General features: G+C 57.5%; 13 protein-coding genes. 1 reads left to right on the top strand and 12 read right to left on the bottom strand.

Features of this window, described 5'->3' with window-relative positions:
- From U738_RS23385 to rho, 5 genes are all read right to left on the bottom strand, one after another.
- Complete coding sequence (locus tag U738_RS23385) at nt 1-159, bottom strand: hypothetical protein (protein WP_172821689.1); 159 nt, start codon at nt 157-159, stop codon at nt 1-3.
- A gap of 397 nt (nt 160-556) precedes the next feature.
- Complete coding sequence (locus U738_RS23680) at nt 557-685, bottom strand: hypothetical protein (protein ID WP_261377686.1); 129 nt, start codon at nt 683-685, stop codon at nt 557-559.
- 63 nt (nt 686-748) lie between these two features.
- Nucleotides 749-1489, bottom strand: coding sequence for an NAD(P)H-flavin reductase (locus U738_RS00930; RefSeq protein ID WP_035576571.1), 741 nt, complete (start codon nt 1487-1489; stop codon nt 749-751).
- Nucleotides 1490-1553: 64 nt separating this feature from the next.
- Entirely contained in the window at nt 1554-3044 is a 1491-nt protein-coding gene (gene ubiD / locus U738_RS00925) for a 4-hydroxy-3-polyprenylbenzoate decarboxylase (RefSeq protein WP_035576570.1), read from the bottom strand.
- A gap of 31 nt (nt 3045-3075) precedes the next feature.
- A complete protein-coding gene (gene rho, locus U738_RS00920; protein ID WP_007111700.1) occupies nt 3076-4335 on the bottom strand; it encodes a transcription termination factor Rho in 1260 nt (419 codons plus the stop codon).
- A 530-nt stretch (nt 4336-4865) separates the two neighbouring features.
- Here rho and ppx point away from each other — a divergent pair.
- Nucleotides 4866-6419, top strand: coding sequence for an exopolyphosphatase (gene ppx / locus U738_RS00915; RefSeq protein WP_035576569.1), 1554 nt, complete (start codon nt 4866-4868; stop codon nt 6417-6419).
- Here ppx and tilS read toward each other — a convergent pair.
- The 7 genes from tilS to fabZ form a co-directional block, all read right to left on the bottom strand.
- Nucleotides 6394-7692: a tRNA lysidine(34) synthetase TilS gene (gene tilS, locus U738_RS00910; protein WP_035576568.1), complete on the bottom strand. Its 1299-nt coding sequence runs from the start codon at nt 7690-7692 to the stop codon at nt 6394-6396. The two genes, ppx and tilS, sit on opposite strands and share 26 nt — an antisense overlap.
- Complete coding sequence (locus tag U738_RS00905; protein ID WP_035576567.1) at nt 7673-8629, bottom strand: acetyl-CoA carboxylase carboxyltransferase subunit alpha; 957 nt, start codon at nt 8627-8629, stop codon at nt 7673-7675. Before U738_RS00905 ends, tilS begins: the two co-directional genes overlap by 20 nt.
- A gap of 105 nt (nt 8630-8734) precedes the next feature.
- Nucleotides 8735-12250 carry a DNA polymerase III subunit alpha gene (gene dnaE / locus U738_RS00900; protein WP_035576566.1) on the bottom strand — a complete coding sequence of 1172 codons (3516 nt, stop codon included), beginning with the start codon at nt 12248-12250 and terminating at the stop codon, nt 8735-8737.
- A gap of 38 nt (nt 12251-12288) precedes the next feature.
- On the bottom strand, nt 12289-12936 hold the full coding sequence (rnhB, locus tag U738_RS00895) for a ribonuclease HII (protein ID WP_050713940.1): 648 nt from the start codon (nt 12934-12936) through the stop codon (nt 12289-12291).
- A complete protein-coding gene (lpxB, locus tag U738_RS00890) occupies nt 12926-14098 on the bottom strand; it encodes a lipid-A-disaccharide synthase (RefSeq protein WP_035583025.1) in 1173 nt (390 codons plus the stop codon). Before lpxB ends, rnhB begins: the two co-directional genes overlap by 11 nt.
- 31 nt (nt 14099-14129) lie before the next feature.
- The gene (gene lpxA / locus U738_RS00885; RefSeq protein WP_035576565.1) at nt 14130-14897 is read right to left on the bottom strand and encodes an acyl-ACP--UDP-N-acetylglucosamine O-acyltransferase; all 768 of its coding nucleotides are present in this window, start codon (nt 14895-14897) and stop codon (nt 14130-14132) included.
- A complete protein-coding gene (gene fabZ, locus U738_RS00880; RefSeq protein ID WP_035576564.1) occupies nt 14894-15337 on the bottom strand; it encodes a 3-hydroxyacyl-ACP dehydratase FabZ in 444 nt (147 codons plus the stop codon). Before fabZ ends, lpxA begins: the two co-directional genes overlap by 4 nt.
- Nucleotides 15338-15447: the final 110 nt, after the last annotated feature.

Below are 15447 nucleotides of genomic sequence, written 5' to 3'. Positions count from 1 at the left end.
TCAATTCTCCGCAAGCGTACATCGTTTAACTAGGTGACCACCCAGGCGTACGCGGTCGGAGGTGGCAGCTAGCACCGACCGCGCGTCGCTAAATCGCCAGCTATAGCCGTAACCCACAAAATAGGTAGCGAAAGCGTTAGTCAGTGCGCGATAGATCATGATGCTGCTCCTTGATGAAATAATAATGAAAACTCACTAAGCCCAACAATAGCCATGTTTCACAATACAAGGCCCAAAAACGCCAGAAGCCCCGGCGGGGTTACCGACCGGGGCTTCTGTGCTTGCGGCAGGCAACCGAGTGGTGTGCCTGGTGGCGCGACGTTAGGCGTCGGCCAGGGGCACACCGTGGCTAAACCAATACCCATAAAACGCAAAGCCACCAGCCAATTCTGGCTGTGGGTTTACTATATGTGGGGTGGTTAGTCGCTGCATGCCCATATTCCGTTAGATTCTGTTAGTTCCGCTGGCAATCCCTAGCCCAAGTAAATCGTCTGATAGGGCTGCCGCCATGGCGTTGAGGTTTTATCCTGCCTGCAAGCGCTGCAAATGGCAACACTCAACCGCTAAAAGCTTGCACCCAACCAATAGTAGCGGGCAGCGCGCTCATACTTACCAGCACCACCAAGCCTAGAAAGATGGACAGGAAACCAGAATCGTCTTTAAAGTTTTCGTCGTGTTGGGCCATGTTAGCCTCCTTTTTTTTATCAACACTATATCAGGGGGGAAGTAGCCAAAATCTGAGGCCATATTAAGTAGATCGAGGTGCGTAGGCAAACACATCCGAAAACACTCGCTCTAGTTTAGTGCCTTTTGCATCCAGCGCATCCAGGCAGGCATAGACCATGTTGGGCGACCCCGAGATATACACGTCGTGGGTGTCTGGTGTGATATCGGCGCTTTTTAATACTTGGTCAACACGCCCCAGGTGATGGGTGATCCGCTCTCCGGCCGCCAACGGCTCTTCTAAAGGTGATTCGGTCACCGCATGAAAGCAGACGTTAGCATGGGTTTGCGCCCAGTGGCTGGCCAGTTGCTCTAAATAGAGATCGCGGTGCTCACGGGCCGCCCACCAGAGTGAAATCTCTCGCTCCGGCTGTTCGTGCAGCACCGCTTCAATGATGGCTTTCATCTGCGAAAACCCCGTACCTGCAGCAATCAGCAGTAGCGGCCTTTCACTCTCGCTATCAAGCACACACTCACCGCCGGGCAGACGCAGTGTGAGCTGGTTGGCGACCTGTAGCAGTTCACGCAGCCGCGCTGAGTTATCACGCTCCGGCCAGTGCTGAATATGCAGCTCGATCACGCCATTGCTGCGATCTGCACTGGCGATCGAAAACGGCACCCAGGTTGTATCGTCCAGCTTAAGCTCTAAATATTGCCCCGGCGCATGCTGCATGGCTTCGGGGCGCCCGGCTAGCGTCACACCAAACACGTCCGGGTTTAAGTTCTCAACCTCGGTGACTTGGCACGTCAACGTCCTTGCACTCATGAAAGCCTCTTTTAACAAATTCGGTCAGCGATACGCTGCATGATCCACTACTGAATTAACCGCATCAAAGGCGAGGGGGCGGTAGCTCAAGGCCAATACCCAGCGCTTCCCAACGCTCATCCACGCGCGCTTTAACGGCATCGTCCATCACAATCGGGGTGCCCCATTCGCGGTCGGTTTCGCCTGGCCACTTATTGGTGGCATCGAGTCCCATTTTCGAGCCTAGCCCTGAGACTGGCGAGGCGAAATCGAGATAATCAATCGGGGTATTTTCGACCATCACGGTATCCCGCGCAGGATCCATCCGGGTGGTAATCGCCCAGATCACGTCTTCCCAATTGCGCGCATCCACGTCGTCATCCAGCACAATCACAAACTTGGTGTACATAAACTGGCGCAGGAAGCTCCACACCCCCATCATCACGCGCTTGGCGTGCCCGGGGTACTGCTTCTTCATGGTGACCACCGCCATGCGGTAAGAACAGCCTTCCGGCGGCAGGTAGAAGTCGACAATTTCGGGGAACTGCTTGCACAGAATAGGCACAAAGACTTCGTTGAGCGCCACGCCCAAAATCGCCGGTTCATCCGGCGGACGCCCGGTATAGGTCGAGTGATAAATCGCATCACGGCGCATGGTCATCCGCGTGATGGTAAATACCGGAAAGTGGTCGACCTCGTTGTAGTAACCGGTGTGATCGCCAAAGGGGCCTTCCGCCGCCATATCATCTGGGTAGATAAAGCCTTCGAGGATAATCTCGCTGGACGCAGGCACATCCAGGTCGGCGTGGCCGCACTTGACCAACTCGGTACGCGAACCGCGCAGCAGACCCGCAAAGGCGTACTCCGAGAGCGAATCCGGCACCGGAGTAACCGCACCCAGAATCGTCGCCGGGTCGGCGCCAAGCGCCACAGCGACCGGGAAAGGCTCGCCAGGATGGGCTTTTTGAAACTCAAGAAAGTCCAGCGCGCCGCCGCGATGGGAGAGCCAGCGCATAATCAGGCGGTTTTTGCCGATTTTCTGCTGACGGTAAATGCCCAGATTCTGACGCTTCTTATGCGGCCCTTTGGTAATCACCAGCGGCCAGGTGACCAGCGGCGCCGCATCGCCCGGCCAGCAGTGCTGAATCGGCAGCAGGCCAAGGTCGACCTCGTCGTCTTCATACACCACTTCTTGCACCGGTGCATGCTTGACGTTTTTCGGCCCCATGCTGAGCACTTGCTTGAAGATCGGTAGCTTGTCCCAGGCGTCTTTCAAGCCTTTGGGCGGGTCAGGCTCTTTGAGAAACGCCAACAGCTTACCCACTTCTCGTAGCGCTTCCACCGAGTCTTGACCCATGCCCAGCGCCACCCGTTTAGGCGTACCAAACAGGTTGCCAAGCAGCGGCATGTCGTGGCCTTTGACGTTTTCAAACAGCAACGCCGGGCCACCGGCACGCAGGGTGCGGTCGCAAATTTCGGTGATTTCCAGATAAGGATCGACTTCGACGGAGATACGCTTGAGCTCACCCTGCGCTTCAAGCGCTGCGATGAACTCGCGCAAGTCTTTATACTTCAAGGCACGCTCCCTGGCTGGCAAGTGCGCCGCCTTAGCGGCGCTTCATCGCTTCAAAGAACTCAAGATTGGTCTTGGTATCTTTCAGACGGTCGATCAGGAATTCAGTGGCGGCGGTGTCTTCCATCGGATTAAGCAGCTTACGCAGAATCCACATGCGCTGCATTTCATCCTCAGAAGCCAGCAGGTCTTCACGACGGGTGCCGCTGCGACGGATATTGATTGCCGGGAATACGCGACGCTCTGCCAGTTTGCGGTCCAGATGGGCTTCCATATTACCGGTACCCTTGAACTCTTCGAAGATGACTTCGTCCATCTTGGAGCCGGTATCGACCAGCGCCGTGGCGATAATCGTCAAGCTGCCGCCCTCTTCGATGTTACGCGCCGCACCAAAGAAGCGTTTCGGCTTTTCAAGGGCGTGGGCATCGACACCACCGGTAAGTACTTTGCCGGAGCTAGGTACCACGGTGTTGTAGGCACGCGCTAGTCGGGTAATCGAGTCAAGCAGGATGACCACGTCTTTCTTGTGCTCAACCAAGCGCTTGGCTTTCTCGATCACCATTTCGGCCACTTGCACGTGACGCGCAGGCGGCTCATCGAAGGTCGACGCCACTACTTCGCCACGCACGGTGCGCGACATTTCGGTCACTTCCTCAGGGCGCTCATCGATCAGCAGTACGATCAGATGACACTCTGGATTGTTGCGCGTAATGGAAGTCGCGATGTTTTGCAACATCAGCGTTTTACCCGCCTTGGGCGGCGATACCAGCAAACCACGTTGGCCTTTACCGATCGGCGCGGTTAGATCGATGATCCGCGCGGTAAGGTCTTCCGTGGAGCCGTTACCGATCTCCATACGCATACGATCGTCTGGGAACAGCGGCGTTAAGTTCTCAAACAGGATCTTGTGCTTGGCATTTTCCGGACGGTCAAAGTTAATTTGACTGACCTTCAGCAGGGCGAAGTAGCGCTCACCCTCCTTCGGCGGACGGATTTTGCCGGAAATGGAGTCACCCTTGCGCAGATTGAAACGGCGGATCTGCGAAGGCGATATGTAGATATCGTCGGGACCGGCGAGATAGGAGCTGTCAGCGCTACGCAGGAAGCCGAAGCCATCCTGAAGAATTTCCAGCACACCGTCGCCGTAAATATCCTCGCCACTTTTGGCGTGTTTTTTAAGGATGGCGAAAATGATGTCCTGCTTGCGCGAACGGGCCAAGTTATCAATACCCATTTCACGGGCGATATCGAGGAGCTCGGGAACGGTTTTTTGCTTGAGTTCAGTGAGATTCATCGGTGTGTTAGAAAGTTGCTCATGGAAGCTGGGCGCCAGGCGCCGGGAGTATGACAGGAGGCGTGAAAGTGACGCCGTGTGATGCGTTCAGACCCCGGTAAAGGCACGCGCTCGAAGATGAAAGGAACTGGGTTGGACTTAACTAACAACGCTGTAGCTTGTCATCATTAAGACTCAACTCGAGGGTGCTAACAGTTGTTTAATCTGGTTCCCACAGGAGAGTGGTTGAACCAGTGGGCTATCTGACGACTTGGAATTCTGGCTGACGCTAACGGGACAACAGTGAGTAACGTCTGGGGCGACCAAGGTGCCGTACTTGAGCAACGCATGCAAGATTTTTTATCTGAACGTCAGTTACCTAAACGGCAGTCATCTCAACAGCGAAGCACTTGTGGACACACTAACTAACCAGGTCAGATCAGGCCAGTAGCTCGATGGTAGTCAAGCGCCGCGATAAACGCAAGCCTTTGGCAATTGACAATAGATAAAGGTCGCCGCAACCTTGGCACAGCCAACACCAAGGAATGCTCATGCCCACGGATATTTCGCCCCCCATTGCCACCTCTGCCGCCGAGGCAGACAGCGGTGCACCGCAGCGCTTAGCCGCTATTGACCTGGGCTCCAACAGCTTTCACCTACTGGTGGCCAACTACCAGCATGAACGCCTTCAGGTGGTGGCCCGCTTGGGTGAAAAGGTGCAGCTAGCCGCGGGTTTGGACGATGACGGCCTGCTCAGCGAAGAGGCGATGCAGCGCGCGTTGGACTGCCTGGGGCGCTTTGCGCCGTTTTTAAGCGACATTACCCACGCTAATTTACGCATCGTAGGGACTAATGCACTGCGCGATGCCGATAATAGCCAAGCGTTTATCGAGCGCGCCGAGGCCCAGTTAGGCCATGCCATCGAAATTATTGCCGGTCGCGAAGAGGCCCGGCTGATTTATTTAGGCGCCGCCCACGCTCTGGCCGAAAATGGCCGCCGCTTAATCGTCGACATTGGCGGCGGTTCGACCGAATTTATTATCGGCGAAGCTTTCGAGCCCAAAGCGCTGGAAAGCTTGCGCATGGGCTGCGTGACTTTTTCCCGACGTTTCTTCGCCGACGGTGAATTAAACGAAAAACGCATGCGCCGTGCTGAGTTAGCTGCGCTCTCAGAACTGGCCAATATTCAGCGACCCTACCAACGCCTAGGGTGGGACGACCCGGTTGGCTCCAGCGGCACAATTAAGGCTGCCGCCAGCGTATTGCATGCTTACGGCGACACCCCCCACGAAGGCGTTATCACCCGTGACGGTTTGAAGCAGCTGCGCGAACGGCTGCTGAAGTGTAAGCAGCTGGATAAAGTCGTGCTGGATGGACTCAAAGCCGACCGGGCCAAAGTCTTCCCGGCAGGTATTGCCATTCTTGGGGCGATTTTTGAAGCCTTCGATTTAACTCAAATGCGCTATGCGGATGGCGCCCTGCGTGAAGGCGTGCTCTACGACATGGCCGGGCGTAACACAGCAGAAGATTCTCGCTCCAAGAGCCTGGAGTCGCTCAAACGCACCTACGATGTGGATACGCGCCAAGGGCTCAACGTCGCCGACACCGCCGAGCGCCTGTTCGACCAGGTGCACCAGGTGTGGTCACTAAGCCCTGAACAAGGGCGCTACTTGCAGTGGGCATGCTTGGTGCATGAAATCGGCCTGGCGATCTCCCACAGCCAGTTCCATCGCCACGGCGCCTACCTGCTGGAGCACTCTGACCTGGCCGGTTTTTCACGCCCTGAACAGCGCCAACTGGCGTTTTTAGTGCGTGCCCACCGGCGCAAATTTCCGCTCAAGGAGTGGCAGGCCCTGCCCGAGGCGCAGCAAGCGTCTACCCAGAAGCTCGCCCGGCTGCTGCGCTTAGCCGTACTGCTCAACCATTCGCGTCCTGAAGTCGCCCCGCCGCTACCCGAGATTAGCGCTGACAGCCATAGCCTGACGCTCACCCTGCCTGCCAGCGATGAACCCACTCTGTTGAGCACCGACTTGGAGCAGGAGCAGGCGTTTATGGAAGCTGCAGGGTTTAAGCTGGTGATTAAACAAGTGAAGTTAAACGGCTAAAGGCGACCCCCTCGGCCTGCCATAGTAGCTTGGCAGGGGGGCAAATGACGCCAATACATGCATCCGCCTGCATAATCACCACCAGCCGCTCGCGTTCCCAGGGCGGCATATCAGCCTCTTGTAACAGCCGCTTAAGATCACGCCGCCCCCGTTTAGGCAATTGAATAACCTCGCCTCCCTGGCGCCAAGTTACCCTCAGCACGTGAGAGTGCGGCTGAGATGATGCCAGCTGCCAGCCTAACGGCCCAACGGGCGTTTCCAGCGGGGCTTGACCATCCCAGCGGGCCTCCCATGGCGGCAGCATTTCAAGCGGTGCGATCAGATAGAGCCGCTGGCGCCACAGGCGCGCCTGGGCGCCCGGCCACTCAACGCACACCTCAGCATCAGCCTTCGCCGTCAGCTGATCCAACAGGCTATCTAAGCGCTTCTGCGGCGGCGTAGGTAAGCCCTGCTGCTGACAGAGAGTGCGCACCAGTAGCCGCTGGCGCGCACGGGAGCGCTGCCTAAGCGCGCTCGCATCTACATGCCCTTCACCGGTGGTGAGCGCTACTAACTCGGCCGCTAAATATTCGCTAAGCACAGCATCTGCTTCACTGGCGTGGGCTGCGCTATTCGCTAAAGCAACGTCGGCGGCGGGCCAGCGCTCACGCAGTGCAGGTAATATCCGGTGACGCAGTCGATTACGGTCAAAGCGAATATCCTGGTTGGTAGGATCTTCGCACCAATTCAACTCAAGCAGACCCGCTGCAGCTTCAAGTTCAGCTCGACGCACGGAGAGCCATGGACGCACCAAGGTAATTCCCTCGGCCTCGCGCAGAAATGGCATGCCCGCCAGGCCACGCAGTCCACTGCCGCGCAGGGCAGCAAGCAGAAAGGTTTCTGCCTGATCATCCTGGTGCTGAGCCAGCCACAGCGTGTCACCAGCGGGAAGCGTTGCCTGAAATGCGGCATAGCGGGCGTTGCGTGCCGCACCCTCGACGCCTTTACCTTGGGCATCCACCGACACGCGAACCACCGTTAGCGGAACGTTCAACCGCACGCAGAGCGTTTTACACTGCTGTTCGAATGCCGCCGCTGCCGCCTGGAGGCCGTGGTTAATATGAAGGGCGCGCAGGGGACGGTCTGCTTGTTCGCAGACGGCTGCGGCTAATGTAAGCAGCAAGCAGGAGTCCAGACCGCCGGAGAGTGCCACCCAAATAGAGCGCCCCGGCGGGGTTTCCGCCAGGGCGTCTTCAAGCAAGCCTTGCAGTAATTTACGCGGCTGGGGCGCCATAGCTCATTAAACGCTTGTAGCGACGCTCTAACAGCGCGTCGGTGTCCATCGCCTGCAGACGTTCCAGGCTGGCGGTTAGCGCCTCTTTGACCCGTTCAGCGGTGGTCAGCGGGTGGCGGTGGGATCCACCCAGCGGCTCTTTAATGAGCGAATCGACAAAACCCAACTCTTTCAGTCGCTCGGCGGTAATGCCCATTGCCTGGGCGGCGTCCGAGGCTTTGGTGGCACTCTTCCACAGAATCGAGGCGCAGCCTTCTGGCGAGATCACCGAGTAGGTGGAGTACTGCAGCATTTGCAGCTCGTCGCAGACACCAATGGCCAGTGCGCCACCTGAACCACCCTCACCCACTACCGTCGAGATAATCGGGGTTTTCAGCCGCGACATAACGGCCAGGTTGTAGGCGATGGCTTCGGACTGACCGCGCTCTTCGGCGTCAATGCCTGGGTAAGCGCCCGGGGTATCGATAAAGGTCAGCACCGGCATTTTAAAGCGCTCAGCCATTTCCATCAGACGGCACGCTTTGCGGTAGCCCTCCGGGCGTGGCATACCAAAGTTACGGCGCACCTTCTCTTTTACATCGCGGCCTTTTTGATGGCCAATGACCATTACCGGTGCATCGTTCAGCCGCGCGATGCCACCGACTAGCGCGGCATCATCGGCGAAGTTGCGGTCGCCGTGCAGCTCGTCAAAGTCGGTAAAGATGTGCTCAAGATAGTCCAGCGTGTAGGGGCGCTGGGGATGCCGTGAAATCTGCGAAACCTGCCAGGGAGTCAAATCCTTGAAGATCGATTCCGTCAGCTTGCGGCTTTTCTCTTCCAGCCGAGCAATCTCGTCAGAAAGGTTCACTTGGCTATCGGAGCTGACTAAGCGCAGCTCCTCAATTTTTGCCTGAAGTTCGGCAATCGGCTGTTCAAAATCGAGATAATTAGGATTCATCGGCGCTGCCTATAAAAAGTAGCCTGATCAAAATAAGCATTGATAAGTAATGAGAGAATAAGCGCATTATCGCACCCTGACCCAGCCACGCAAGTTAGGCTCTCTTTAGCGATAACGGAGCTGAACACCTGCCTGGCCCTGCACATCCCGCAGCGCCAGCAGTAAATCGTCACTAGGCGCCACTTTCCACTCATCGGCAAGCTCGAGCCAGGCAACCGCTGCCGGGTGGCGGTACTGCAGGCGTACCGGCAAACCTTCCTCGTCGCGGTACGGCGTCAAGCTGTCGCGCAGGGTCTCAATTAAACGACCATTGATTTGCCCCGCATCCAGTGCCAGCTCCACCGCCTGACCGTAGCGAATGCGCGCGGTCACCATCGGCGTGACATCCTTGCCGCGCAAGCGCAGGCCGCCGGAAAATTCATCGCTGGAGACTTCGCCCTCAACGATCAATACCTGATCGGCCTCAATCTGACCGCGCAGTTGCTCAAATAGCTCCCCAAACAGCGAAGCTTCAATGCGCCCGGTGCGGTCATCCAGGGTAATAAATGCCATGGTATCGCCGCGTTTGGACTTCATGGTGCGCACGCCGACCACTAGTCCAGCAACGCGCTGGGGGTCGCGAGAGGGTTTTAAATCACTGATCCGAGTCGACACAAAGCGCTTTAATTCGCGCTCGTATTCGTCGATCGGGTGGCCGGTGAGGTAAAGCCCCAGGGTATCTTTCTCGCCTGAGAGTCGCTCGCGGTCGGTCCACTCGCGGGCGTTGATATACTCAGCGTAAACGTTACTGTCGCCTTCACCAGCCCCTTCGTCGGCGCTAAACGCATCACCGAACATATCCAGCATGCCCAGATTCTGGTTAGCGTGGTTCTGGGCGGCGGCTTTTAGCGCGTCTTCCATCGCCGCGAACAGCACCGCGCGATTGGGGCCGATGGTATCCAGCGCGCCGGAGCGAATCAGTGCCTCAAGGGTGCGCTTATTCATCCGCTTGGGGTCGATACGACGACAGAAGTCGAAGATATCCTTAAACGGGCCATCTGCTTCACGTGCTTCGACAATGGCGCCAATGGGGCCTTCGCCCACGCCACGAATCGCGCCTAGCCCATAGACCACCCGCGCATCGGTATCGACGGTAAACTTGTAGCCACCGACGTTGACGTTCGGCGGGGTCACGGTGAGCCTGAGGTTACGACACTCCTCAATCAGCGGTACCACTTTATCCAGGTTGTCCATTTCCGTGGACATAACCGCGGCCATGAAGGGCCCTGGGTAGTGGGCTTTCAGCCACGCGGTTTGGTAAGACACCAGCGCGTAGGCGGCCGAGTGGGACTTGTTAAAACCGTAACCGGCGAATTTTTCCACCAGGTCGAAGATGTTACCGGCCAGGTCTTTATCGATGCCGTTGGCGGCACACCCCTCCATAAAGCCGTCGCGCTGTTTGGCCATCTCTTCGGGCTTTTTCTTACCCATGGCCCGACGCAGCATATCGGCCTGGCCGAGGCTGTAGCCTGCCATGACCTGCGCGATCTGCATGACCTGCTCTTGGTAGAGAATGATGCCGTAGGTAGGCGCCAGCACGGGCTTTAACAGCTCATGCTGGTAATCAGGGTGGGGATAAGAGACTTCGGCCCGGCCGTGCTTACGGTTGATAAAGTCATCAACCATGCCTGACTGCAGCGGCCCGGGTCGGAACAGCGCCACCAGGGCGATCATGTCATCCAGGGAGTCGGGCAGCAGGCGCTTGATCAGTTCCTTCATACCGCGAGATTCAAGCTGGAAGACCGCGGTTGTCTCGGCGCGCTTGAGCATCTCAAAGGTGGGCGCGTCGTCCAGCGGGATGCTCTCGATATTGAGCGGCCCCTGACCATTAACGCTGCGCACCTTATCGACCATCTCCAGCGCCCAGTCGATAATCGTCAGCGTACGCAGGCCCAGGAAGTCAAACTTAACCAGCCCGGCCTCTTCAATGTCGTTTTTATCAAACTGAACGACCAAGCCGGAGCCGTCTTCATCGCAGAGCAGCGGCGAAAAATCGGTCAGCTTGGTGGGAGCGATAACCACCCCACCGGCGTGTTTACCAGTACCGCGAGTGGTGCCCTCTAGTTTGAGCGCCATCTCCCAGATCTCTTCGGCTTCGTCGTCGTTGCCGATAAATTCTTTAAGCGCGGGCTCCTGCTCAATCGCTTTGGCCAGCGTCATGCCCACTTCAAAGGGAATCAGCTTGGAGAGCTTGTCACCCAGCGAATAGGGGCGCCCCTGGGCACGGGCCACGTCACGCACCACCGCCTTGGCCGCCATGGTGCCAAAGGTAACAATCTGAGAAACCGCGTTACGCCCGTAGCGCTCGGCCACGTACTCAATGACTTTGTCGCGTTTCTCCATGCAGAAATCGACATCAAAGTCGGGCATCGAGACACGTTCAGGGTTCAAAAAGCGTTCGAACAGCAGGTCGTAACCAATCGGGTCTAAGTCAGTGATCTTCTGCGCGTAGGCCACTAGCGAACCGGCACCAGAGCCTCGCCCAGGGCCTACCGGTACACGGTTGTCCTTGGCCCACTGGATAAAGTCCATCACGATCAGGAAGTAGCCTGGGAAGCCCATCTGAATAATAACGTTGAGTTCGAACTCCAGCCGGTCGCGGTAGCGCTGGTCGATCGCCTGATACTCTTCGCTGTCGCGAGGGTAGCGCTGTGCAGGAAATAGAAAATCCAACCGCTCGGTTAAACCGTCGTGGGAGACCTTGCGGAAGAACTCGTCCTGGGTCATGCCCTCGGGAATGCCGAACTCGGGCAGGAAAATCTCGCCCAGGCGCACGTTAACGCTGCAGCGTTCGGCAATCATCACGCTGTTTTCCAGCGCTTCAGGAATATCCGAGAACAGCGCCGCCATCTCGTCGGGGCTTTTTAGATACTGCTCTTCGGTGTAGCGGCGTTCGCGGCGCGGGTCATCCAGTGCTTTACCTTCGCCGATGGCGACCCGGGTCTCATGGGCCCAGTAGTCGTCTCGCTCCAGAAAGCGCACGTCGTTGGTGGCTACCACTGGGGTGCCCGTTTCAATGGCCAGCTTGACGCTGGCGTGAACACAGGCCTCTTCCAGCGGGCGCCCAGTACGAATCAGTTCCAGGTAAAAGCGCTCAGGAAACGCTGCCTGCCACTCTTCAAGCAGCACCCGAGCGTCCTGTTCGTGGTCAGACAACAGGTGGCGACCAATCTCGCCCTCCCGTGCGCCGGAGAGCGCAATCAAGCCCTCGCTCTGTTCCAGCACCCACTGTTTATCAAGAATGGCGCGCCCCTGGCGCTGGCCATGGGTCCAGCCCTTGGAGATCAGCTCAGTCAGGTTGCGATAGCCAACATCGTTCATCGCCAGCAGCGTTAGCCGGTAGGGGTGCGACTCGTCATGGGGATTGTGCAGCCATAAATCGCTGCCAATAATCGGCTTCAACCCCGCCCCCTGGGCGGCTTTGTAGAACTTCACCAGGCCGAAAAGGTTGGCTTCGTCGGTCAAGGCCAATGCTGGCATCGCCCGCTCAGCCGTGGTGCTGACCAGCGATTTTAGCTTCACTAAGCCATCGACCAGGGAGTATTCACTGTGCAAACGTAAATGAACGAACGGAACCGTCATGGGACTCTCAGCAAAACGCTAGGTGAAGAAAAAATACGTTAAAGCAGCGCCAACTGGCGCTGCACCGGCGCGAAGCTACGACGATGTTCGGCCAGTGGCCCGTGAGCGGCAAGCGCCGTCAGGTGCTCTTTGGTCGGGTAGCCTTTATGGCGCGCAAAACCATACTCAGGATAGCACTCATCCAAGGCGACCATCTGTGCGTCGCGAGCGACCTTGGCCAAAATCGACGCCGCGGCAATGGCACAGTGGCGTGAATCGCCCTTCACCACGGCCTGGCCAGGCAGCAGATGATCAGGTAATTTGTTGCCATCGACGAGTAGATATTCCGCCGCCGGTGCCAGCGCATCAATGGCACGACGCATGGCCAAGTGGGTGGCGTGGTAAATATTCAACGCATCCACTTCCGCTGCGCTGGCTTCTGCCACGGCAAAGGCCAGCGCCCGCTCGCGAATCTGGCTATCCAGCGCTTCACGTTTGCGCGCCGTCAATTTTTTAGAGTCGGTAAGACCGTTTATTGGCTGCGCGGGGTCGAGAATCACCGCTGCGGCCACCACGCTACCGATCAGCGGCCCTCGGCCTACTTCATCAACCCCCGCCAGCAGCTCGCCGCTGTAGGCAATGTCTAACGTTGGAAAATCCTTGTGCTCGATCAACCAGTGCGCTGTCACCCTATTTTTAATGGCCATCAACAGTCTCCAGCGGCTGTCCCGCGGCCAACAGGCTAATTGCCTCGGCGGCGCGACGGCTGGCGTTACGCTGAAGGGTGGCGTGCATCTGGGCAAAGCGCGCCTCCAGAGCATGGCGGCTATCTTCGTCCGCCAGCATGGCGCTGAGCTGATCGGCAATCGCCTCCGGCGAGGCCGCGTCTTGAATGAGTTCGGGCACCAGCGTTTCCTGGGCAATCAAATTAGGCAGCGATACCCACTGGGTTTTGACCATTCGCTTGGCCAGCCAGTGGGTGGTCGGGGCCATCTTGTAAGCCACCAGCATGCTGCGGTGACACAGCATGGCTTCCAGCGCGGCGGTACCAGAGGCCAGCAGCACGATATCGCTGGCTACCATCGCTTCGCGGGCTTGACCATCCAGCAGCGTAGTACGCTCGGCCAGCTGTGGGTAGTTGGCCAGCAGCGCGCTAATTTCATGGCGGCGATCAGCGGTAGCCGCGGGAATAACCACGTGCAGCGCAGGGTGGCGTTGGCAGAGCTGTGCGGCGGCGGCAAGAAAGGTATCGCCCAGAAAACGAATTTCGTTGGCCCGGGAGCCAGGCAGCAGCGCTAACACCTGCAGATCAGGCGCGAGTTCCAGCGCCTGGCGGGTGGCAACACGGTCATTTTCCAGCGGCATTTCGTCGGCCAGGGGGTGGCCCACAAAAGCGACGGGCACACGATGTTGGCGATAGAAAGCAGCCTCAAAAGGCAGCAGCGTCAGCATGCCATCGACCGACTTAGCGATGCCTTTTACCCGCCCCTGGCGCCACGCCCACACGGAAGGACTCACGTAGTGGGCGGTGGTGATCCCCGCTTCGCGAAGCTGGCGCTCAAGGCCTAGATTGAAGTCAGGTGCATCGATACCCAGCATAATATCCGGCTGCCAAGCTAACGCTTCGGCTTTTAGGGTGCGCCGTACACGGATCAGTTCAGGGAGGTGCTTCAGCACTTCAACCAGCCCCATTACCGCAAGCGTTTCGAGAGGAAAGCGGCTCTCCATGCCTTCCGCCTGCATACGCGGTCCGCCGATACCACGGAACTCGACATCAGGATGGCGAACCTTGAGCTCACGCATCAGACCAGCACCAAGAATATCGCCAGATAGTTCTCCGGCCACGAGGTAGACGCGTTGCAGGGTCATCATTGCAAGATCATAGCCGGTAAAACATGGGTTAGCGGGTGATCCCGCGGGTAGAGCGCTCAATAGAGGCGGCAAAATGCGCGACTTCGGGTAGTTCAAAACGGCTGCGCATTTCGGCCAACGCCTGTTCCGTGGTTAATCCTTGGCGGTAAACCATTTTATAGGCGGCGGTTAAGGCATTAATCGCATCGCGGCTAAAGCCACGACGCTTTAAGCCCACAAGGTTCAGGCCACGTGCTTCAGCAGGGTTGCCATTAATCATGATATAGGCGGGGGTGTCTTTGGTAATGATCGAGCCACCACCGGCCATGGCGTGATCGCCAAAGTGGCAGAACTGATGTACCGCCGCCAAGCCACCCAGAATGGCATGATCGCCGACGGTGACATGGCCCGCCAGAGTGACCTGATTAGCTAAAATGCAGTCGTTACCAATCACGCAGTCATGGCCGACATGCACGTAGGCCATAAACAGGTTGCGCGAACCAATCGTCGTTTCGCTACGATCCTGAACCGTGCCACGGTGAATGGTGGCGCCTTCGCGGATGACGTTATCGTCGCCCATGACTAACCGTGTGGGCTCGCCTGCGTATTTTTTGTCCTGGCAGTCTTCGCCTACCGAGGCAAACTGAAAGATACGCGTGCGCTCACCCAGCGTGGTGGGACCTTTAACCACCACATGAGGGCCAATCACTGAGCCCGCGCCGATCGTGACATCGGGGCCAATAATGCTAAAAGGGCCTACCTCAACGTCGTCGGCAAGGCGCGCCGTTGGGTCGACCAGGGCAGTAGGATGTATCAAGCCACCTTCCTCTCGGCACAAATAATTTCCGCTTCGCAGGCCAGCTCGCCGTCCACCGAAGCGCGGCATGCAAACTTCCAGATACCCCGTTTACCTTTAATCACGTCGGCCTCTAAGGTGAGCTTGTCACCCGGCATTACCGGGCGCTTAAAGCGCACTTTGTCACTGCCGACCAGGTAGTAGACATAACCATCGGCAGGCAGTTTATTAACCGTTTTAAAGCCCAGAATGCCGCACACCTGGGCCAGGGCTTCAATTACCAGCACGCCGGGCATAATCGGATGATGCGGGAAATGACCGTTGAAGAACGGCTCATTAATGCTGACGTTCTTATACGCAACGATGGATTCACCGATGGCTAGTTGCGTTACTCGATCCACCAGCAAAAACGGGTAGCGGTGGGGCAAGTATTCGCGAATTTCATTGATATCCATAACCATCGTAGCGACCTCTAAAATAACAAAACGCCTGATGTACTTCTGAAAAGAGTCAGGCAAATACCAGCGCGTCCGCTGATTAAAAGGCTGGGATTATACCCCGCTGCCATCTA

It is taken from the genome of Halomonas sp. TG39a, from assembly GCF_000744395.1.
In the GTDB taxonomy this organism is placed as follows: domain Bacteria; phylum Pseudomonadota; class Gammaproteobacteria; order Pseudomonadales; family Halomonadaceae; genus Vreelandella; species Vreelandella ventosae_B.
This window is presented reverse-complemented; position numbering and strand designations above follow the sequence as displayed.